Origin of the sequence: Aminobacter sp. AP02, assembly GCF_003148805.1 — a bacterium.
Taxonomy (GTDB): Bacteria; Pseudomonadota; Alphaproteobacteria; order Rhizobiales; family Rhizobiaceae; genus Aminobacter.
In genome coordinates this window covers 1-19,954 of sequence record NZ_QGGX01000010.1, presented here as the reverse complement: position 1 = coordinate 19,954, position 19,954 = coordinate 1, and the positions used below count along the sequence as shown (strand labels likewise).

20 protein-coding genes are annotated in these 19,954 nt (G+C 63.6%); 3 read left to right on the top strand and 17 right to left on the bottom strand.

Translation table 11 applies throughout. The features are described 5' to 3' along the window. Positions 1 to 24: 24 nt before the first annotated feature. Positions 25 to 657, bottom strand: a complete 633-nt coding sequence (rimP, locus tag C8K44_RS14310; protein WP_109576480.1) for a ribosome maturation factor RimP — start codon at positions 655 to 657, stop codon at positions 25 to 27. A 271-nt stretch (positions 658 to 928) separates the two neighbouring features. Here rimP and C8K44_RS27710 point away from each other — a divergent pair, with 271 nt between their 5' ends. Next, the gene (locus C8K44_RS27710) at positions 929 to 1,093 is read left to right on the top strand and encodes a hypothetical protein (RefSeq protein ID WP_199227096.1); all 165 of its coding nucleotides are present in this window, start codon (positions 929 to 931) and stop codon (positions 1,091 to 1,093) included. Between the two features lie 206 nt (positions 1,094 to 1,299). On the opposite strand, the gene C8K44_RS14305 is transcribed toward C8K44_RS27710, so the two are convergent. The 4 genes from C8K44_RS14305 to C8K44_RS14290 form a co-directional block, all read right to left on the bottom strand. Continuing rightward, positions 1,300 to 2,814 carry a tripartite tricarboxylate transporter permease gene (locus C8K44_RS14305; protein WP_109576479.1) on the bottom strand — a complete coding sequence of 505 codons (1,515 nt, stop codon included), beginning with the start codon at positions 2,812 to 2,814 and terminating at the stop codon, positions 1,300 to 1,302. A 27-nt stretch (positions 2,815 to 2,841) separates the two neighbouring features. Next, positions 2,842 to 3,330, bottom strand: a complete 489-nt coding sequence (locus C8K44_RS14300) for a tripartite tricarboxylate transporter TctB family protein (protein ID WP_109576478.1) — start codon at positions 3,328 to 3,330, stop codon at positions 2,842 to 2,844. Beyond that, complete coding sequence (locus C8K44_RS14295) at positions 3,327 to 4,271, bottom strand: tripartite tricarboxylate transporter substrate-binding protein (RefSeq protein WP_109576477.1); 945 nt, start codon at positions 4,269 to 4,271, stop codon at positions 3,327 to 3,329. The genes C8K44_RS14300 and C8K44_RS14295 overlap by 4 nt, the downstream gene beginning before the upstream one ends. 311 nt (positions 4,272 to 4,582) lie before the next feature. Then, positions 4,583 to 5,647 (bottom strand): ABC transporter substrate-binding protein, encoded by a 1,065-nt coding sequence (locus C8K44_RS14290; protein ID WP_109576643.1) that lies wholly within the window; start codon positions 5,645 to 5,647, stop codon positions 4,583 to 4,585. A 127-nt stretch (positions 5,648 to 5,774) separates the two neighbouring features. Between C8K44_RS14290 and C8K44_RS14285 the strand changes: the two genes are divergently transcribed. Together C8K44_RS14285 and C8K44_RS14280 are read left to right on the top strand one after the other, a co-directional pair. Further along, a complete protein-coding gene (locus C8K44_RS14285) occupies positions 5,775 to 6,449 on the top strand; it encodes a response regulator transcription factor (protein ID WP_109576476.1) in 675 nt (224 codons plus the stop codon). Next, entirely contained in the window at positions 6,449 to 7,831 is a 1,383-nt protein-coding gene (locus C8K44_RS14280; protein WP_109576475.1) for a sensor histidine kinase, read from the top strand. The genes C8K44_RS14285 and C8K44_RS14280 overlap by 1 nt, the downstream gene beginning before the upstream one ends. A gap of 220 nt (positions 7,832 to 8,051) precedes the next feature. Here the strand turns inward: C8K44_RS14280 and C8K44_RS14275 are convergent, their stop codons facing one another. From C8K44_RS14275 to C8K44_RS14220, 12 genes are all read right to left on the bottom strand, one after another. Beyond that, positions 8,052 to 8,753 (bottom strand): tRNA (guanosine(46)-N(7))-methyltransferase TrmB, encoded by a 702-nt coding sequence (locus C8K44_RS14275; RefSeq protein ID WP_109576474.1) that lies wholly within the window; start codon positions 8,751 to 8,753, stop codon positions 8,052 to 8,054. Positions 8,754 to 8,769: 16 nt separating this feature from the next. Further along, a complete protein-coding gene (gene metK / locus C8K44_RS14270) occupies positions 8,770 to 10,035 on the bottom strand; it encodes a methionine adenosyltransferase (protein WP_109576473.1) in 1,266 nt (421 codons plus the stop codon). Positions 10,036 to 10,288: 253 nt separating this feature from the next. Then, positions 10,289 to 10,705: a helix-turn-helix transcriptional regulator gene (locus tag C8K44_RS14265; protein WP_109576472.1), complete on the bottom strand. Its 417-nt coding sequence runs from the start codon at positions 10,703 to 10,705 to the stop codon at positions 10,289 to 10,291. Positions 10,706 to 10,845: 140 nt separating this feature from the next. After that, a complete protein-coding gene (gene lnt, locus C8K44_RS14260) occupies positions 10,846 to 12,438 on the bottom strand; it encodes an apolipoprotein N-acyltransferase (RefSeq protein ID WP_109576471.1) in 1,593 nt (530 codons plus the stop codon). Between the two features lie 87 nt (positions 12,439 to 12,525). After that, complete coding sequence (locus tag C8K44_RS14255) at positions 12,526 to 13,596, bottom strand: hemolysin family protein (protein ID WP_109576470.1); 1,071 nt, start codon at positions 13,594 to 13,596, stop codon at positions 12,526 to 12,528. A 26-nt stretch (positions 13,597 to 13,622) separates the two neighbouring features. Further along, positions 13,623 to 14,075, bottom strand: a complete 453-nt coding sequence (gene ybeY / locus C8K44_RS14250) for an rRNA maturation RNase YbeY (protein ID WP_109576642.1) — start codon at positions 14,073 to 14,075, stop codon at positions 13,623 to 13,625. 77 nt (positions 14,076 to 14,152) lie between these two features. Continuing rightward, positions 14,153 to 15,190, bottom strand: coding sequence for a PhoH family protein (locus C8K44_RS14245; RefSeq protein ID WP_109576469.1), 1,038 nt, complete (start codon positions 15,188 to 15,190; stop codon positions 14,153 to 14,155). A gap of 29 nt (positions 15,191 to 15,219) precedes the next feature. Beyond that, on the bottom strand, positions 15,220 to 16,608 hold the full coding sequence (gene miaB / locus C8K44_RS14240; protein WP_109576468.1) for a tRNA (N6-isopentenyl adenosine(37)-C2)-methylthiotransferase MiaB: 1,389 nt from the start codon (positions 16,606 to 16,608) through the stop codon (positions 15,220 to 15,222). A gap of 42 nt (positions 16,609 to 16,650) precedes the next feature. Next, on the bottom strand, positions 16,651 to 17,457 hold the full coding sequence (locus C8K44_RS14235; RefSeq protein ID WP_109576467.1) for a lysophospholipid acyltransferase family protein: 807 nt from the start codon (positions 17,455 to 17,457) through the stop codon (positions 16,651 to 16,653). A 36-nt stretch (positions 17,458 to 17,493) separates the two neighbouring features. After that, on the bottom strand, positions 17,494 to 17,982 hold the full coding sequence (locus C8K44_RS14230; protein ID WP_109576466.1) for an N-acetyltransferase: 489 nt from the start codon (positions 17,980 to 17,982) through the stop codon (positions 17,494 to 17,496). Further along, positions 17,979 to 18,662 (bottom strand): tRNA (adenosine(37)-N6)-threonylcarbamoyltransferase complex dimerization subunit type 1 TsaB, encoded by a 684-nt coding sequence (tsaB, locus tag C8K44_RS14225; protein ID WP_109576465.1) that lies wholly within the window; start codon positions 18,660 to 18,662, stop codon positions 17,979 to 17,981. The genes C8K44_RS14230 and tsaB overlap by 4 nt, the downstream gene beginning before the upstream one ends. A gap of 134 nt (positions 18,663 to 18,796) precedes the next feature. After that, the coding region (locus C8K44_RS14220) for a malate synthase G (RefSeq protein WP_109576464.1) at positions 18,797 to 19,954 on the bottom strand (1,158 nt) is incomplete at its 5' end.

Below are 19,954 nucleotides of genomic sequence, written 5' to 3'. Positions count from 1 at the left end.
ATCAGGTCCAGCCGCGCGGCTCTATCAATCTTCCGTTTCGGTTTCTTCGTCTTCCGGCGCATCTTCGGCTTCGCCGCGACGCTTCCGTGCTTCCTTGCGCGCCTGATTGTCCTTGCTCAGGGCATCGCGAATGAGATCGTCGGTGAGGATCAGCCGCGCGTCGGAAATCGCCTCGAAAGGGATACGCACGGTCGGCTCCTCGCCGTAGGCAGCCTGGTCACGCTGGAGCAGGAAGCCTTCGTCGTCGACCTCGGCGATCTTGCCGCGGAAGCGCTTGCGGTCGGCAACCATGACCGAAGTCTCCATCTTGACGATGTGACCGATCCAGTTGCCGAAATCCGACTTGCGGACCAGCGGCCGGTCGATGCCCGGCGACGACACTTCCAGATGATACGCCTTTTCGATCGGATCATCGACATCGAGCGCAGGCGAAACCGCGCGGCTCACCTCTTCACAATCCTGGACGGTCATGGTGCCGTCTTCGCGCTCGGTCATGATCTGCAGCGTCAGCCCGTTCTGACCCGACAGGCGGACGCGAACGAGGCGGAAGCCGATCGCGCGAAGGACGGGCTGAACGATCAGGGCGATACGGGCGTCGATGCCGGTCTCGCGGATGATGCGGTCGTCGCCTGTCTGTTCGACTGCGTTTTCGGTCATAGAATCTCCAGACGGTCGGCAGGTAACAAAAAAGAGCGGGACCGGGTGGACCCACTCTTCGTCATACCGACCAAGAATTTGAGGCTGATATAGCCGAAGGCGGCGCGGCTTTCAAGTGCCGGGTCTTCAGCGTCCACCGAAGCTGTTTAGCCGACCATTGCAGCGGATGCATGGCAAACATGCGCTGATGCCCCTACCGCTTCCCTTTGCGTCACCTATATTTGTTGCGTTGCACAAGAAATGATGATGCAGCGCAAAAGAGGATAAAGAGATGAACAACCGCAAGCCCCTTGGCCGCATTGGCGAACTGGTCCGCACCTTTGGTAGCGCCGTTGCTGCCGCAGCAGCCGTCGAGCGCGGTCATCGTCCCAACAACCAGGACCTGGTCATGCTGGGGATTGACCCCCGCCATTTCGACCGCATCCGCAAATACTAAGACTTCGAATTCAGGGTAGAGAGCGCACCGCCGCACCGGGTCATTGGCGATAGCCGAGACCAGTGTGGCCGGGCAGTGCTCCGGAGCGGCAGGTTTTCTGACCGTCGCTCTGTCCCTGAAGTTTCCGCCTCCGTCGCGAGGCAAGCAAAAAGCCGAGGACCGGAAATCCGGACCTCGGCTTTTTCGTTTCTTCGGACCGGGCGAACTCAGTCTTCGTTGGCCCCGAGCTGGGCCAGCAACTTGCCCCGGCCACGGGCGCGCAAATAGAGCGGCAGCAGCACCGCAGTTGCCGCAAGCAGCAGCAGAACCACCGCTATCGGCGAACCCACCAGGATCGACGGGTCGCCTTGGCTGATCGCCAGCGCGCGACGCAGTTGCTGCTCCGCCATCGGCCCCAGGATCAACCCCACGACCACAGGCGCAATCGGATAGCCGAAACGGCGCAATCCGTAGCCGAGAAGGCCGAACGCCAGAAGCATGCCGAGCTCGAAGGTCGACGGATTGGCGCCAATGGTACCAAGCGTCGCAAACAGCAGGATGCCCGCATAGAGCCAGGGTGTCGGGATGGTCAGAAGACGGACCCAGACCCCGATCAGCGGCAGGTTCAGCACCAGAAGCATCAGGTTGGCGACGAGCAGCGAGGCGATCAGGCCCCAAACGAGCTGCGGATTGGTGGCGAATAGCAGCGGCCCTGGCTGCAGGCCGAATTGCTGGAAGCCGGCGAGCATGATCGCAGCCGTCGCCGTGGTCGGCAGGCCAAGCGTCAGCAGCGGCACCAGCGTGCCCGCGGCAGATGCGTTGTTGGCCGCTTCCGGACCCGCCACGCCTTCGATCGCGCCCTTGCCGAACTCTTCGGGCTTTTCAGCGAGGTTCTTTTCGACCGAATACGACAAGAAAGTGCCGATCTCGGCGCCACCGGCCGGCATCGCGCCGATCGGGAAGCCAATGGCAGTTCCGCGCAACCATGGCTTCCAGGAACGGCGCCAGTCTTCGCGCGTCATCCATACCGAACCCTTGATCGCCTGGATGGTCGAATCGCCGCCCTTGCTGGCCGCGACCGAGAGCGCTTCGCCGACGGCAAACAGCGCCACCGCAAGGGTGGTCACCTCGACGCCGTCGAGCAGGTCGGGGATGCCGAAGGCAAGGCGTGCCTGGCCGGTCTGCAGATCGATGCCGATGAGGCCGAGCGTCAGGCCAATGAAAAGTGCCGTCAGGCCGCGCAGCGTCGAATCGCCAAAGGCGGCCGACACGGTCATGAAGGCCAGGATCATCAGCGCGAAATACTCGGCCGGGCCGAAAGACAGCGCCATCTTGACGACTGTCGGGGCGATGAACGCAAGGCCAACGGTGGCGATCAGGCCGGCAACGAACGAGCCGATGGCGGCAGTCGCCAATGCAGGGCCGCCGCGCCCGGCGCGGGCCATCTTGTTGCCTTCCAGCGCCGTGACGATCGAAGCGCTTTCGCCCGGCGTGTTGAGCAGGATCGAGGTGGTCGAGCCGCCATACATGCCGCCATAATAGATGCCGGCGAACATGATCAACGAGCCCGCGGGATCGAGCTTGTAGGTGACCGGCAGCAGCAGGGCCACGGTAAGTGCCGGGCCGATGCCCGGCAGAACGCCGACTGCGGTGCCGAGCGTCACGCCGATGAGCGCATAGAGCATGTTCATCGGCTCGAGAGCCGTGAGCAGTCCTTGCGCCAGCAGAGCAAAGGTATCCATTTAGAGCCGAGCTCCCTTGATAATCGCTCAGAACAACAGGTGTTCGAGCGGGCCGGCGGGCAGCGAGAGCTGCAGTCCCTTGGCGAAAATGACCCAGATGACGAAGGAAAGCACGATGCCGATGGGGATCGTCTTCCACAGAGGGCCGCGGCCGAAGGCACGCGCCGTCGCAGCGAAGAGCAATCCCGTGGCGATCGAGAAGCCAGCCGCCTTGAGCAGCAGCATCTGCGCGGCAAGGCCGCCTACGATCCACAGGATCGGGCTGATTTCCTGATGCTCGCGCTCGGGGAAGTCACCGCGCCAGGCTTCGAAGACCGTCCAGATCGACAGGCCGAACAAAGCTACCGAGATCACGTAGGGAAAGGTGGTCGGGCCGACGCGGGCATAGCTGTTGCCCGCACCATGGCTGGCGGTGCTCCAGGCGATGACAGCGGCCACCACTGCAAGGCCCGCGGCGATGACAAGCGCCGCCCAATCGGGGCGGCGCCTTTCTTGTTGCTGGTTGTCCAGGCTCATTTCACCAGGCCGATGTCTTTCAGGATGGCGGACGTCGCCTCGGTGTCCTTCTTCAGCTGTGCTGCGAAGTCGTCGCCGGCGAGATAGGTGTTGGCCCAGCCCTTGTCAGCGAGGATCTTCGTCCACGAGGCCGAAGTCGCCATCTTTTCGACGTCAGCGAGGACGGCTGCCTTCTGCTCGGCCGAGATGCCGGGAGCAGCAGCGACCATGCGCCAGTTCTGGATCGAGACGTCCACGCCGCCTTCCTTGAAGGTCGGTGCGTCAATGCCTTCGACCTTGGCATCGGAGGAGATGCCGATGATGCGCAGCGTGCCAGCCTTGATCTGCTCGGCGAATTCGCCGTAGCCGGAGATGCCGACGGTCACCTGGCCGCCGAGGATGGCTGCGAGGGCCTCGCCGCCGCCGGAATAGGCGATGTAGTTGACCTTGGTCGGATCGACGCCGACAGCCTTGGCAATCAGGCCAGCCGTGATGTGGTCGGTACCGCCGGCGGAGCCGCCGCCCCAGGAAACCGCACCCGGATCAGCCTTGAGCTTGGCAACGAGGCCAGCCATGTCCTTGATGTCGGAGTTGGCCGGAACGACCAGGGCTTCGTACTCGCCGGTCAGACGGGCAATCGGGGTGACCTGGTCGAGCGTGACAGGCGAGGCATTGGTCAGGATCGCGCCGACCATGACGTAGCCGCCGACGATGAGCTGGGCCGGATCGCCATTGGCCTGGTTGACGAACTGGGCCAGACCGATGGTGCCGCCAGCGCCCGGAACGTTGTTGACCTGGACCGAGCCCGAAATCTTTTCGTCCTGGAGCGCGGTCTGCATCGAACGTGCCGTCTGGTCCCAGCCGCCGCCAGGCGCCGCGGGAGCCATGATCTTGTAGTCGGCCGCAGCGGCCGGCAGGGCGAGCGCGCCCGCAACGATGGATGCCAATACGAACTGCTTCATTGCTGTTCCTCCCTTGCGACCCGCATGCGCGGGGCAAATGCTTTTTTCAGTTTCGAGGCCCGCGCCTGAGGCAGCGTCCCGGAACGTCAAGGGAAGGCATGAACCGTCTATATGAGCCGGCCACTTGTGCAGCGTTTCCGGGCCCCTTTGCTCGGCGAAATTGCGCCGTCGGTAGCCTCTGCGGAAACGTGTTCGAAGTCCTCCCGAACTTTCCGAGCCTCGCCGCCTCCAACGGTTGGGCCGAAACCTCCCTATCGCAGCAACCTGACATCAGACTGACACCAACGCAACAGCTTGGGAACATCGCACAATCAGGGGCTGCGCAACGCCTCGTTCCAGCGCTCGATGAGACGCGTGCGCTTGACCTGGTCGAGATAGACCATCAGGCCGGGGCTGACGGGTACCGGGCGCAATTGTCCGCCCAGCACCTCCTGCATCCTGTTGGCGGTATTCTCGCCCGAGACATCGGGGTTCACCGCTGCGATCTGCAGCTCGCGCGCCATCACCGTCTGGCCCTCGGCCGACATGAAGTATTCGAGATAGCGGCGCCCGAGATCGGGCGAATTGGCCGCCGCCGGCACCAGGCCGATACGCGACATCACCACGGTGTAGTCCTTGGGCAGCACGATGCCGACATCGGGATTGCGTGCCGCCCAATCGGCGGCATAGGAGCCCAGGATGTTGTAGCCGAGCACGAAGCGGCCATCGGCGATGCGTTCTAGGATCGCCCCGCTGGTCGAATAGAGCTTCACGCCCGCTGCTCCCATCGAACGGATCACCGACCAGATGTCGGGATATTGCTCCTGGTCGCGCGCCATGAACATGAAACCGACGCCCGAGCGCTCGATGTCGTAGGTGGCGATGCGGCCATAAACCTTGTCGCCCTGGGCCTTGAGGAAATCGACGAACTGGCCGCGCGTCGCCGGAGGCGGCGCGTCCTTGAAACTCGGCTTGTGGTAGACGAACACCGCCGGCTCGAAGGTCAGCGCATAGGCGGTATCGCGCCAGTTGGCCCAACGCGGCCAGCGGTCGGACAAAGGCAGCCGGCTTTCCTGGGCGTAACCGTCATTGGCGAGCTTGACCTGAAGGTCCATGGCCGAGGAAAAGGCGATGTCGGCGGTGCCCTTGCCGGCGTCGGTCTCGGCGACGACGCGGTCGTAGATATCGGTGGTCAGAAGATCCTCGTAGCGCACGGCGACATCGGGATTGGCCTTCTGGAAGCCGTCGATCATCGGCTTGGCCAGTGGCGCGTCGAGCGAGGAATAAACGACCAGCGTGCGGGCATCCGATGCGCCGTCAAGCGCTGGAAAGACGGTGACCTCGGCCCAGGCGGGCTGTGAAAGGCTAACAAGGGCGGCAAAAATGGCAAGGCGCATGATCGCTTGAACATGCATCAGCCAAGCGAGCGGCACAACGGCGAAGCGCTATAGATGGGTGGAAGGGGCTCTGGACCTTTGCCTATCGAATAGGCATCGTCGCAGGAGCGGGCAAGGGAGAATTCGGGTGCGCATTCTGGTGGTGGAGGATAACGCGACGCTGGCCGGGGGGCTTGCGTCGGTGCTCAAGGGAAGCGGCTACGCCGTCGACGTGGTCGGCGACGGTGCGTCGGCGGTTGCCGTGCTCGCCACCGAGCGCTTCGACCTCGTGATTCTCGACCTCAACCTGCCCGAGATGGACGGGCTCGACGTGCTGCGCACCATGCGCGGGCGCCAGCATGACGCCGCCGTGCTGATCCTGTCGGCCAGGCATTCGCTCGACGAGCGGGTCAAGGGGCTCGATCTCGGTGCCGACGACTACATGGTCAAGCCGTTCGATGTCGGCGAACTGGAAGCCCGGGTGCGCACGCTTTTGCGCCGCCGCGCGGGGCTCAAGGCCGCGACCGTCTCCTTCGGCGAGGTCGCGCTCGACCTCAACACGCGCAGCTTTTCCTCGAACGGAGCTGCCATCGACATTCCGGCGCGCGAACTCGCGCTGCTCGAAACACTGTTCATGCGCGCCGGCAAGGTCGTCGCCAAGCAGGCGATCATCGAATCGCTCGCCGGCTTCGACGAGGATCTGAGCGCCAACGCCATCGAGCAATATGTCAGCCGCCTGCGCAAGCGCCTGGTTCCCTACGGGCTGACGGTGAGGACCGCGCGCGGCATCGGCTATTATCTCGAAAAGCTGCCCAGCCCCTGATGGTGAGCACCAAACCCTATTCACTGCGCAGCCGGCTGCTGCTGTGGCTCTTGGTGCCCCTGGTCACCATCGGCCTGATCGCGCTCGTCGACACCTATCGCGAGGCAGTGGACACCGCGAACGCCGTCTCCGACCGCGTTTTGGCCGGCTCGGCACTGGCGATCGCCGAGCGCGTGGTGGTGGCCGAAGACGGCGTCCTTGAGGTCGACATCCCCTATGTCGCGCTCGAAATGCTGACCTCGGCGGCGCAGGACCGTGTCTTCTACCGAGTCGACGGTCCGCAGGGGTTCATCACCGGCTACCAGAACCTGCCCGTCATCCAGGGGCTCGAACAGGAAGAAAGCGGATATGCCGACGCGAATTTCCGTGGCGAGCCGATCCGGCTGAGCTCGCTCTCGCGCGCCGCCTCGACGGGTGCGACCTCAATACCCTTCGTCGTCACCATCGCCGAAACGACCATTGCCCGCACGCAGCTGGCGCAGACGATCCTTCTGCGTTCGGCGCTCAGGCTGGCCATCCTGATCGGCAGTGCGGCTGCCATTGTCTGGTTCGCCGTCACCTTTTCGCTCAAGCCGCTCTACCGGCTGCGCGATGCGATCGCCGAACGCAACCCCGACGACCTGCACCCGATCGAGCAATCTGTCCCCAAGGAGGTGCGCGGACTGGTCGACACCGTCAATTCGTTCATGGGCCGGCTCGGTTCGGCGCTTGGCGCCATGCGGCATTTCACCGGCAATGCCAGCCATCAGCTACGTACGCCGCTCACCATCATCCGCACCCAGCTTGCGCTGGCCTCGCGCGCGCACTCGCTAGAAGAGGCGCGGCAGGCGGCCCGCATGGGCGATGAGGCGGTCGCCCACGCCGAACGCGTCATCGCCCAGCTTTTGCTGCTCGCCAAGGTCGACGAAGCGGCGTCGGACAGGCTCAAGAACCTCGGCGCGGTCGACCTGACCGAACTCGCACGGACGCTCACCGCCGACCGCGTCACCCAGGCCCATGCAGCCGGCATCGATCTCGGTTTTGACGGGGAAAAGGCACTGTTCGTGCGCGGCGAACCGATGCTGCTCAGCGAAATGATCCGCAACCTGCTCGAAAACGTGCTTGCCTATGCCGGCAGCGGGGCGGAAGCCACCGTCAAGGTGGTCGAAAGAGGAGCTGATGTCGTGCTGGAGGTCGAAGACACCGGGCCCGGCATCCCTGCCTCGGAAATCGAAAACGTGCGTCAGCGTTTCGTGCGCGGCCGCTCGGGCGAAAAGCCCGGTGCCGGCCTCGGCCTGCCGATCGTGGAAGAGATCGCGGCGCTGTTCGGCGGACGGCTGGAGCTATCGGCCGGCGCCGGCGACCGTGGGCTCAGGGTGCGGGTGGCGTTTGCGGCAGCGTAATCGGCCGTCAAACGATGAACGCTGAAGCTTGATTGATTGCGGTTGGCCGGTCGTGCGTCCTTCGACAAGCTCAGGATGAGGACCGTGTGTGCTGCCGGCAGTCCAGACCGGCGGCTGACGGAGCAGAGTGTCAGCGTCAACCTGCCTCATCCTGAGCTTGTCGAAGGACGCACGACCAGCCAAATCAAGCTTCAGAATTGATGACGACCGCAGCTCTCAACTACACCCTGACGAACGTCAGATAGGCCGGGGTGCGGTTTTCGCGGATCGCCTTGGCCTCGTAGCGCGTACGGGTCCAGCCCTCGTAGGGCGTGTGCCAGTCTTTGGCATCGGCCGCCTGCCACTCGAAGGCGGGGTAGGCGCGGCAGTGCAGCAGCGTCCAGTTGACGTAGGTGTCGATGTCAGATGCAAAGCGGAACTTCGCGCCGCTTTTCAGCACGCGGGCGAAGCGGTCGAGATTGACCGGGCTTACGAAGCGGCGCTTCCAGTGCTTCTTCTTCCGCCACGGATCGGGATACAGAAGGTCGATGCCGTCGAGCGACGCCTGCGGCAGCCAGTCGAGCAGCTGCGTGGCGTCTTCGTCATAGAGGCGGATGTTGGCGAGCGGGTGTTCGTCGAGCACAGCCGTCATCTTGGCCATGCCGTTGACGAAGGGTTCGATGCCGATGAAGCCCGTATCCGGATTGTTGGTGGCGATATGGCGAAGGTGTTCGCCGCCGCCAAAGCCGATCTCAAGCCTGACCTTGGAAACGTTGGCTTCAAACATCGTGCGAAGGTCGGCAGGGGCGGCCACGCCAAGGTCGATGCCAAGGCGGGCCAATCCTGTTTCAAGCGCCTCCGCCTGATGAGGGCGGATGGGCTTGCCGCGCCGACGCCCGAAGAAGGCTTCCGTCGAGCGGCTGCGGCGCGGTTCTTGTTCCATTGATACCACGGTCGCCTTAGGCGGCGACCGCTTCCTTGATTGCCTTTACCAGATCGGTCTTTTCCCATGAGAAAGAACCGTCGCGACCAGCCTTGCGGCCGAAATGGCCGTAGGACGAGGTCTTGGCGTAGATCGGCTTGTTGAGGTCGAGGTGACGGCGGATGCCCGACGGCGACAGGTCCATGACCTGGCGCAGCGCATCTTCCAGCACCGCCTCGTCAACCTTGCCGGTGCCGTGCAGGTCGACATAGACCGACAGCGGCTGGGCAACGCCGATGGCGTAGGACAGCTGGATGGTGCAGCGATCGGCGAGCTTGGCCGCTACCACGTTCTTGGCGAGGTAGCGTGCGGCATAGGCCGCCGAACGGTCGACCTTGGTGGTGTCCTTGCCGGAGAACGCGCCGCCGCCATGCGGGGCAGCGCCGCCGTAGGTGTCGACGATGATCTTGCGGCCGGTCAGGCCTGCGTCGCCATCGGGACCGCCGATGACGAACTTGCCGGTCGGGTTGATGTACCAGTTGCAGTCGTTGGCGATTTCGAGGTCGCCAAGGGCTTCGCGGATATAAGGTTCCACGACCTTGCGGACCTTGCCCGAATCCCAGCTGCCGTCGAGGTGCTGGGTGGAGAGCACGATCTGCGTGACTTCGTGGGCCTTGCCGTCCTGGTAGCGCACGGTGACCTGGCTCTTGGCGTCGGGGCCGAGCTTGCCGACCTCGCCCTGGCCTTCGTGGCGGGCGGAAGCCAGCAGTTCCAGGATCTTGTGGCTGTAGTAGATCGGCGCCGGCATCAGATCAGGCGTCTCGCGGCAGGCATAGCCGAACATGATGCCCTGGTCGCCCGCGCCCTCTTCGCCCTGGCGGTCGGCAGCGCTGTCGACGCCCTGGCCGATGTCAGGCGACTGGCCGTGCAGCAGCACGTCGATGCGGGCGGTCTTCCAGTGGAAGCCGGCCTGCTCATAGCCGATCGCGCGGATGGCCTTGCGGGCCACCGCCTTGAACTTGGACGGGTTGACCACCGGATGGCCGGCGGCATCCTTCACGATCTGGCCGTTCTTGTCTTTCTTGAGCAGCGTGTCGGGCACGCGCACTTCGCCGGCGATCACGACGCGGTTGGTGGTTGCCAGAGTTTCACAGGCAACGCGGACCTTCCACGGATCCATGCCGGTCTTTTTGGCTTCACGGTAGACGAGATCGACGATCTCGTCGGAAATGCGGTCGCACACCTTGTCAGGGTGGCCTTCGGATACGGACTCGGAAGTGAAAAGATAATTCTGCCGCTGCACGGGATGTCCCCTCTAGAAAGCGATCGGCGCTATGCCGATCTTTTGGCGCGACACGTGTTAGCGAAGCCTGCCAGACCTCGTCAAGCAGGCTTTCGTCGCGGAATGCTAGTTAGGCAATAGGCGTGGCGACGGCGCATCGCCGTCGCTGGCGCGCATCAGCCCGAAAATCGGATCGATTTCGGAAGGCATGATGCACAGTTTCAGACACTTGGAGCGTCCCTGCGTGTCCACTTGGACGCGCGGCGCCCCTGCGTTACTGCTCTTCGTCGTCGGCCAGCACCTTGGCCAATTCGATAACTTTGCGCCGGACCTTGGGGTTGGAAATCCGGGCAAAGGCGCGGTTGAGCTGCAGGCCTTCGGCGCTCGAAAGAAAATCGACCACGAAGGAAGAAGAATCTTCCGCCAGCCCTTTATGTTCGACCCCGTCGGCGCCCGGAGCGTCCTCAAAAAAGAAAGCGACCGGAACACTGAGGATCTGAGCGATGGCCTGAAGCCGACTCGCTCCGACGCGATTTGTTCCTTTTTCGTATTTTTGAATCTGCTGAAAGGTAATCCCTAAGCTCTCTCCTAGCTTTTCCTGGCTCATTCCCAGCATATTGCGTCGCAGGCGAATTCTACCGCCGACGTATACGTCGGTCGGATTTGGTTTTTTCTTGTTTTCTTTTTCCACTGTCTTTCCTCGCCGGATTCTTCCAGCTTGTTATTTGGGCAGATGCCCATTTCCGGGCAATTTATAACGCTCCGACATGAACGCCGTTTGGCACAGCCCTAGGCTGCGCGGCTGCATATGAGTTTCTAACAATCGCAGTGTCAATTCGCCCTGAGCCTTTGTCTGAGCTTCAAGCCAGTTGCCGTTACGGCAACGAGGAACATGATCAGGAAACCGTTAACGCGCGAAAACGGCGCCGAGGCGGCGCCAGCGGCGGCCACCGGAAGCGAGAAATCGATGGTGCCGCGAACATTCATCGCAAGTGCATCCACAACTCGCCCGCTTGGGTCGACAATGCCGGAAATTCCTGTGTTGGCCGCTCGCAGGACCGGCAATCCGTTTTCGACCGCGCGGATCTGTGACTGCCGGAAATGCTGATAGGGGCCCGGAGTGTCGCCAAACCACGCGTCGTTGGTGACATTCACCATAATCTGAGTTGACGCGGCGTCAACTGCCACAAGCCGGGGGAAAATTATTTCGTAACAAATGAAGGCGGAGGCCTTGAGCCCGCCTGGCAGATCGAGTGCCTGGCGGTTTGTGCCGGCGGTGAAATTCATCGGCCCGGCCACAAGCTGGGTGAGCCCGATGCGCTCCATCACGCCGGCGAACGGGATATATTCGCCGAAGGGAACAAGGTGGACCTTGTCGACCGCATCGACGATCTCGCCCTTGTCGTTGATGCTGACGACGGAGTTGTAGTAGCGCGCTTCCTCGCCGGCACCCGACTGCCCCTCTTCGCGTACCGTTCCGGCCATCAGCATCTGGCCTTCCGCCAGCATGTCGCCGATCGCAACCAGTGCATCGGGCCGCTCGGTAAACAGGAACGGCACCGAGGTCTCTGGCCAGATGATCAGGTCTGGCTTGTTGGCACCCGGTTTCGGCGCCTCGGCCGACAGTTGCAGCATGCTGGCAAAGATGCGGTCGCGGACCCGGCCATCCCATTTTTCGCTGAGGTCGATATTGGGCTGGACGATACGCACGTTAATGTTGCGGCCGGCGGGCGCGGCCGGTGCCGAAAGCCTGTAAAAGCCATGGGCGGCGTGCGCGGCGACCAGCACCGCCGCCAGAGACAAGCCGAGCTTGAGGTTGCGCCGGTCGGCGAGCAGCGCGGGCATGGCGAAGACGAAGACGGCCAGAACGTTCATGCCGGTCACGCCGACTACCGTCACGCTCTGCATGAACAGCGGCACCGGCATGGCGGCAAAGCCAAGCGGGTTCCACGGAAACCCGGTGAACAGGAAGGTGCGCAGCCATTCGGTCAGGCCGAAGGCGAAGGCAAGTGCCGCGATGCGGCCGATGCCGTCGCTCCATAACAGCCGCGCCAAGGCGGCGGCGAAGCCGTAGAAAAAGGCCAGGATCAGCGGAATGCCGACGACGGCAAAGGGCAGCGCCCAGGCAAAGCTCTCGGCCTCGACCAGAAGCGCGCCACCGACCCACCATAGTCCTGCGAGGAAGTAGCCGAAGCCGAACCACCAGCCGGTAGCAAAGGCCGGCATGAGGCGGCGCAAAAAGCCTGCGGGCCTGTCGGCCACGGCACCGTCAAGCAGCCAGACCAGGATCGGGAAGGAAACAAAGCAGGCCGCGAAAAAATCGTATGGCGCCTGCCCCAGAACGGCAAAGGCGCCGGCCACAAAGGCTACCAGTGCTCTTTTCCATCCCCACAGCAGAATTATCTGCCCAGCATGACGCTCCATCCGTGCCCCTCGTCCAGAATCACGGATTGAAGGTGTAGCAGCACCGCAAGGCGGTACCAAATGGCGGACCGCCTTTGCGGGACAGGTTCACGCCTGTTCAGCCTTGGCGCGGCGGCGGCGCTCGCTCTTGAGGCTATGGACGATGCGAACACGCTTCACGCGGCGCGGGTCGGCATCGAGCACGTGGAATTCGAAGCTCGGGATCGCCTGCACGACCTCGCCACGCGCCGGCACGCGGCCGAGGGCGTTGAAGATCATGCCGCCGATGGTATCGACATATTCGCTATGTTCGCCCGGCGAGAACTCCTCGCCCAAAACCTTCGCGACCTCCTCGATCTCGGCCTTGCCGTCGACGACGTAAACGCCGTCTCCCGCCTGGGTGATCATGGGCTCGTCGTCGTCGTGTTCGTCTTCGATGTCGCCGACGACCATCTCGACGATGTCCTCGAGCGAAACCAGCCCGTCGGTGCCGCCATATTCGTCGATGACCAGCGCCATCTGGGTGCGCGTCGCCTGCATGCGGCTCATCAGGTCCGAGGCCAGCATCGACGGCGGCACGAACAGCACCGTGCGGATCAGATTGAGGTCGCCGATCGTGCGCTTGAGGTCGACCTGGGCGAGGTCGATCTGCACGTCTGCAGGCTGCGTCTTGCGTGCCCTGCCCTTCTTGACGCGCGCGCCACGGGTGATGTGGGCGAGCACGTCACGGATATGGACCATGCCGCGCGGATCGTCGAGCGTCTCGACATAGACCGGCATGCGCGAATGCCCGGACTGTTCGAACACCGAAAGCAGTTCGCCAAGCGTCGTCGACAGCTCGATCGCCTCGATGTCGGCGCGCGGCACCATCACGTCCTCGACCCTGACTTCGCGGAGCCTGAGGATATTGTTGAGCATGGCCCGTTCGCCGGGCGAAAACGAATCGGCGTCGCTGCCGGTTTCGGCCAGCGCGTCGACAATTTCCTCACGGATATTGGTACCGTTGCTACGGTGACGGAACAGTCTGGTCAGCCGCTCGATAAAGGAAGGCCGTTCGGCCTGGATGTCGTGCGTCGCTTGTAACGGCGCACTGCTACTAGGTCCGTCCTCGTTCTGGTCGGAGGCCTTTGCCGCGGTTCCCGCTTCGGGCGTGGCGGCAGTCTCTGTTTTGTCGTTCATCGTCTTCCGGTCGTTGATCGCCCCTGTTACGCGTAGGGATCGGGAATGGCAAGCCTCGCCAGTGCCTGGCGTTCCAGGGCCTCCATCTCCTCGGCCTCCTCGTCACTCTCGTGATCATACCCCAAAAGATGCAGGAGTCCGTGGATTATGAGGTGGGTGATGTGGTTTTCGAGCGGCTTTTGTTCAAGCTCGGCCTCGCGCACCACCGTCTCATAGGCCAAGACGATGTCGCCGAGCATCGGCGGCAGCGCATCGCCCGGGGCCATGGGAAAGGCCGGGAAAGACAAGACATTGGTAGGCTTGTCCTTTTGGCGCCACTCGGCGTTGAGGCTCTGGATACTGTCGTCGTCGGTGAAAACCAGGCTGAGTTCGACGCCATCGACGACATCCACCTCGGCCTCGGCCAGGGCGGCGGGCACGGCCCGGTCGACCAGCGCCCGAAGCGCGTCCTCGCTCGGCCATGCGCCTTGCTCGATCATCAGGTCGATGTCGAGGCCGCCCTCCACGGCGGAGGGCGCCGGTGTCTTGTTGTCAGCTGTCACCAAATCGTTCCCGGTCAGCCCTCGGTGCCAAGCCCGCGCGCGACCTTGCCGTCACGGTCATAGGCCCTGACGATCTCGGCGACGAGCGGATGGCGGACCACGTCGGTGTCGTTGAAGCGCACCGTCACCGCCCCCGGCACGCCGTCGAGGATGCGCAAGGCCTCGACCAGGCCCGACTTGGTGTTGGGCGGCAGGTCGATCTGGGTCGGATCGCCGGTTATGATCATGCGCGACCCCTCGCCGAGACGGGTCAGGAACATCTTCATCTGCATCGAGGTGGTGTTCTGCGCCTCGTCGAGAATGACGGCCGAATGGGCCAGCGTGCGACCCCGCATGAAGGCGAGCGGCGCGATCTCGATGACTTCCGCGGCGATGGCGCGCTCGACCTTGTCGGCCGGCATCATGTCGTAGAGCGCGTCATAGAGCGGACGCAGATAGGGATCGACCTTTTCCTTCATGTCGCCGGGCAAAAAGCCCAGTCGCTCGCCCGCCTCCACCGCCGGCCGCGACAGGATGATGCGCTCGACCATGCCGCGCTCGAGCAGCATGGCGGCATGCGCAACCGCGAGATAGGTCTTGCCGGTGCCGGCGGGGCCGATGCCGAACACCAGCTCGGCGCGCTCGAGCGCGCGCATATAGGCGTCCTGGTTGAGCGAGCGGGCATAGATCGTGCGCTTGCGCGTCGAAATCTGCGCCGCCGCCATCTTGCCCTTGCGCTCCAGCGTCGGCAGCGTCAGCTGGTCGTCGGGGGCTACCGCCATGCGCACGGCGCCGTCTACGTCGGATTGCGCCACTTCGCCGCCTTTCTGCAGGATGGCATAAAGATGATCGAGGGCGCGGCGCGCCTGTTCGGCGGATGTCGCACTGCCCTTGATGGTCAGCTGGTTGCCGCGCGAACGAATGTCGACGCCGAGCTTCTGTTCGAGACGAGCCAGATTCTCGTCGAACTGGCCATAAAGCGCACTGGCTAGCTTGTTGTTGTCGAAGGTCAGTACGATGTGCGCCATGTCAGACGCCCCGGAGGGCAGGTTCTTGAGTTCAGCAGCGCTCAACCGTCTCTCCTCATCTGCCGTACGGCCGCTCAGACCGTTTCGGCGAACAGGCTGTTGGTGCCTGTCTTCGTGATTCGCACATTGATAATGTCACCGATTTCGCCGGCCTTTTCATCAACAATAACCGGCTGCAGCCAAGGTGAGCGTCCGACGATCTGTCCGGGCTCGCGGCCGGGCTTTTCGATCAGCGTCGAAATGGTCTGTCCGACCAGCCCGTCGGCGAAGGCATGCTGCTGCTGGGTGATCAGCTGCTGCAGCCTTTGCAGCCGCTCGTCCTTCACCTTTTCCTCGACATGGCCGTCCATGTCCGCACCCGGCGTTCCCGGACGCGGCGAATATTTGAACGAATAGGCCGAGGCATAGTTGGTGGCGCGCACGATCTGCATCGTAGCCTCGAAATCGGCATCCGTCTCGCCCGGAAAACCGACGATGAAATCGCCCGACATCGCGATGTCGGGGCGTGCAGTGCGGATGCGGTCGATCAGCCTGAGATAGTCGGCCGCCGTGTGCCGGCGGTTCATCGCCTTGAGGATGCGATCCGAGCCAGACTGCACCGGCAGATGCAGATAGGGCATCAGCGCGCCGAGATCGCGATGGGCCGCTATCAGCTCGTCATCCATGTCGCGCGGATGGCTGGTGGTGTAGCGGAGCCGTGCCAGGCCCGGGATCTCGGCAAGGCGATAAAGCAGCCTGCCAAGCCCCCATTCCTTGCCGTCGGCACCTTCGCCATGCCAGGCGTTGACGTTTTGCCCCAGCAGCGTGACCTCGCGCACGCCGGCTTCGGCCAGCCGTTCGGCCTCGGCAACGATCTGGGCGACCGAGCGCGATACCTCCGAGCCCCTGGTATAAGGCACCACGCAGAATGTGCAGAACTTGTCGCAACCTTCCTGCACGGTCAGGAAGGCCGTGACGCCGCGCTTGGCAACCTCGGCCTTCTTCGGCTGGGGCAGGTGCTCGAACTTGTCTTCGAGCGCATATTCGGTCTCGACGACCTTCTGGCCGCCGCGCGCGCGCTTCACCACATCGGGCAAGCGATGATAGGTCTGCGGGCCGACCACCAGGTCGACAGCCGAAGCGCGGCGCAGGATTTCGCGGCCTTCGGCCTGGGCAACGCAGCCGGTGACGCCGACGATCAACTCGCGGCCGGCTTCAGCCCGCTCGGTCTTGAGCTTGCCCAGGCGTCCAAGCTGCGAATAGACCTTTTCGGCGGCTTTTTCGCGGATGTGGCAGGTGTTGAGCAAAATGAGATCGGCGTCTTCGATCGTCTCGGTCGCCGCATAGCCGTCGGCGCTCAGCGCATCGCTCATGCGCTGTGAGTCGTAGACGTTCATCTGGCAGCCATAGGTCTTGATGAAGACCTTCTTGGCCGCGGCGGCAGCGCCGGCCGGCATGATTTCGGAGATATCGTCGAGTTCCATGCGGCGCCTCATAGCGCCTTTCCGCGGCAAAAAACAGACCGTTTAGGCCTGGCGCGCCAGCACCGGCGGAGCGAGGGACTGCAGCATCATCTCGCGCACCCGCTCTTCCATCAGCCGGGTCGCTTCCTTGCGGCTCGACTTGGCCGAAAAATCGATCGGCTCACCAAAACGGATTTCGACGTCGAGCCCGCCCTCCGCCAGCAACTGGCCAACATGCGGCACCAGGTCCATGTCGCCGATCCAGCTGGCGATCGGACGATGCTGGCGGCCCAATGGAATGCCGTGGATACGGGTATAGGCGATCGATACCGGCTGGATCACGACATGTTCGGCCGCGCCTTCGGCAATCGCCATCGAGGCTGCGCCAAACAACGTGCTCTTGAACGGCAACAGCAGGTTTCCGTCGCCGGTGCTGCCCTCGGCAAACAGCACCATGGCATTGCCGGCGGCCAGGCGCTGGGCGATCTCGCTCGCCTGGTCGCCCGACTTGCGCTTGCGTTCGCGCTCGATGAACACCGTGCGTTGCAGCCGCGACAGGAAACCGAAGATCGGCCAGCCGTTCAGCTCCGACTTGGCGATGAAGGTGCAATCGACCAAGGAGCCGAGCGCCATGATGTCGGTCCAGGAGATGTGGTTGGACGCGATCATCAGAGGCCGGGTCTCGACCATCTCGCCGACCATGCGCACGCGCATGCCGAGCGCTCGCAGCATGGCGCGGTGCCAGATCTTCAGGATCACGGTTTCCGGCCACAGGCCGGTCTTCATCGAGATGACCTGCAGCGGCACAAGCACCAGCGAGGCCGCAACCATCCAAGAGAGCGCGAGCCCCGTACGGATCTTTCCGATCATGTAGTGCTCGACGCCTCTTTCAATCTGGGCTTCTGGCTAGCGAAGATCGAGCCGCATGACAAGCGCGCCGGTCGCGCCCTGCGCCGACTGGTAGTAATTCGGGCGCTTGCCGACCTCATGGAAGCCGAACTTGCGATAGAGGCCGATTGCCGGCGCATTGGTCTCATCGACCTCAAGGAACAGCGCCTCGGCGCGCTGGGCGTGCAGTTCCCGCAGTACGGCATCCATCAGCCGCCATCCCAGTCCATGGCGCCGATGCGACCGCGACACGGCGATCGTCAGGATCTCCGCCTCGCCCGCTGCCAGCCGCGCCAGCACGAAACCTGCAGGAGCTTCCGCGCCATGTCCGATCTCGCGCACGGCGAAGCCGAACACCGTGTCCTGCTCGAGCAGCGACGAGAACTCCTCGCCCGACCATGGACGCACGAAGTCCTCGCGATGCAAGGGAGCGATGGCCGCGCTGTCATCGAGTGAAAGCGACTGAAGCGCATAGTCTCGGCGCAGCGGCCAGAACGGTAGTTTCATTTCTGTTCCCTCGGCAGCACGAAGCCGGTCTGCGGCTTGACATCCGGCGCGCGGAGATAGACGGGCCTTGGCCGTTCGCCTGGCTCCTTGCCAGCGGCAAGGAGCGCATAGGTGCCGATGTCGGCGGTCGCAAGCATGGGGCCGAAGGCAAACGCCTTGTCGACCACGACCGCGTCGGCGACCAATCGGGCCGCGGTGCCGGCCAATGCCATCTGTCCGGAAGCTGCAATCTCGGCGGCTTGCGTCAGGGTCAGCATGACAGGCTCGCGCAGCTCAGCACCCTGCTCGTCATAGAAGGCAGCATGGATTTCCTCGCGCCCGGCGTCGAGCGCGGCAAGAACCGGGATCGGCCCGAGAGCATCACGCGTTTCCTGCGCCAGGGCCTCAAGCGTGGTGACGCCGATTGCGGGCACCTTCAGCGCAAGCGAAAAACCCCGCGCTGCCGACACAGCGACCCGCACGCCGGTGAAGGAACCAGGACCGGTCGAAACGGCCACCCGTCCGAGATCTCCATAGCCCTTGCCAGCCTGGGCTAACGCCTCGTCGATGACAGCCATTAGATGCTCGGCATGACCCTTGCCGAGGTCGCGTACGGACCGGCCAAGTTCCTTGGCAGTATCCGTGTCATAGACGTTGGCGGCGCAGAGGCTTGCGGCACAGTCGATTGCCAGGACGATCATGATATTGGCCGCCTTGTGTTCCCAAGGAAACGCTCCTCCGCATCCCCCTCTGGCCGGAGGCCGGAGGGGGTGTCACAGAACGCTGTCATCAGATCCAATTTACCACGGACTGCTTAGCATTCCGTTGGCAAAGCTCAGACTTTCGCCTTCGCCTTGAGCTCGAGCCTGCGCTTGTGGAGCACCGGCTCGGTGTAGCCGTTGGGCTGGGCGCGGCCTTCGAAGACGAGGTCGCAGGCGGCGCGGAAGGCGGTCGACTGGTCGAACTCGGGCGCCATCGGCTGGTAGAGCGGGTCGCCGACATTCTGGCGGTCGACGATCGCTGCCATGCGCTGCAAGGAATCCATCACCTGGATGTGCGAGCACACGTCGTGGCGCAGCCAGTTGGCGATGTGCTGGGAGGAGATGCGCAAGGTGGCGCGGTCTTCCATCAGGCCGACGTCGTTGATGTCGGGAACCTTGGAGCAGCCGACGCCCTGGTCGATCCAGCGCACGACGTAGCCCAAAATGCCCTGCGCGTTGTTGTCGAGTTCGCGCTGGATCTCGTCGGGCGTCCAGTTGGGACGGACAACGACAGGCACCGACAGGATGTCGTCGAGCCGCGCCTTGGGGCGGGACTTGAGCTGGTCCTGGACCGCGAACACGTCGACCTTGTGATAGTGCGTGGCATGCAGCGTCGCTGCCGTCGGCGACGGCACCCAGGCGGTGTTGGCGCCGGCCTTGGGATGAGCGATCTTCTGCTCCAGCATCGCCGCCATCAAATCGGGCATCGCCCACATGCCCTTGCCGATCTGGGCGTGGCCGGACAGGCCGCATTCGAGCCCGGTGTCGACGTTCCAGGCCTCATAGGCATTGATCCACGGCGCCTGCTTCATGTCGCCCTTGCGCACCATCGGGCCCGCCTCCATCGAGGTGTGGATCTCGTCGCCGGTGCGGTCGAGGAAGCCGGTGTTGATGAACACAACGCGTTCCTTGGCAGCACGGATGCATTCCTTGAGGTTGACGGTGGTGCGCCGCTCCTCGTCCATGATGCCCATCTTGATGGTTTTCCGCGGCATGCCGACGAGGCGCTCGACGCGGTCGAAGATTTCGACCGCGAAGGCGACTTCCTCGGGGCCGTGCATCTTCGGCTTGACCACATACATCGAACCGGCACGGGAATTGGCGCGGCGGCCGTTCTGACCGACATCGTGCAGGGCGATGAGTGCCGTGATCGCCGCGTCCATGATGCCCTCGGGCACTTCATAACCGTCGCGGTCGAGGATCGCCGGGTTGGTCATCAGGTGGCCGACATT

Coding starts and splice junctions, on each gene's coding strand:
- rimP (WP_109576480.1), bottom strand. CDS start 657: ATGACCGAAAACGCAGTCGAACAGACAGGCGACGACCGCATCATCCGC.
- C8K44_RS27710 (WP_199227096.1), top strand. CDS start 929: ATGAACAACCGCAAGCCCCTTGGCCGCATTGGCGAACTGGTCCGCACC.
- C8K44_RS14305 (WP_109576479.1), bottom strand. CDS start 2,814: ATGGATACCTTTGCTCTGCTGGCGCAAGGACTGCTCACGGCTCTCGAG.
- C8K44_RS14300 (WP_109576478.1), bottom strand. CDS start 3,330: ATGAGCCTGGACAACCAGCAACAAGAAAGGCGCCGCCCCGATTGGGCG.
- C8K44_RS14295 (WP_109576477.1), bottom strand. CDS start 4,271: ATGAAGCAGTTCGTATTGGCATCCATCGTTGCGGGCGCGCTCGCCCTG.
- C8K44_RS14290 (WP_109576643.1), bottom strand. CDS start 5,647: ATGCGCCTTGCCATTTTTGCCGCCCTTGTTAGCCTTTCACAGCCCGCC.
- C8K44_RS14280 (WP_109576475.1), top strand. CDS start 6,449: ATGGTGAGCACCAAACCCTATTCACTGCGCAGCCGGCTGCTGCTGTGG.
- C8K44_RS14275 (WP_109576474.1), bottom strand. CDS start 8,753: ATGGAACAAGAACCGCGCCGCAGCCGCTCGACGGAAGCCTTCTTCGGG.
- lnt (WP_109576471.1), bottom strand. CDS start 12,438: ATGGAGCGTCATGCTGGGCAGATAATTCTGCTGTGGGGATGGAAAAGA.
- C8K44_RS14255 (WP_109576470.1), bottom strand. CDS start 13,596: ATGAACGACAAAACAGAGACTGCCGCCACGCCCGAAGCGGGAACCGCG.
- ybeY (WP_109576642.1), bottom strand. CDS start 14,075: ATGATCGAGCAAGGCGCATGGCCGAGCGAGGACGCGCTTCGGGCGCTG.
- miaB (WP_109576468.1), bottom strand. CDS start 16,608: ATGGAACTCGACGATATCTCCGAAATCATGCCGGCCGGCGCTGCCGCC.
- C8K44_RS14235 (WP_109576467.1), bottom strand. CDS start 17,457: ATGATCGGAAAGATCCGTACGGGGCTCGCGCTCTCTTGGATGGTTGCG.
- C8K44_RS14230 (WP_109576466.1), bottom strand. CDS start 17,982: ATGAAACTACCGTTCTGGCCGCTGCGCCGAGACTATGCGCTTCAGTCG.
- tsaB (WP_109576465.1), bottom strand. CDS start 18,662: ATGATCGTCCTGGCAATCGACTGTGCCGCAAGCCTCTGCGCCGCCAAC.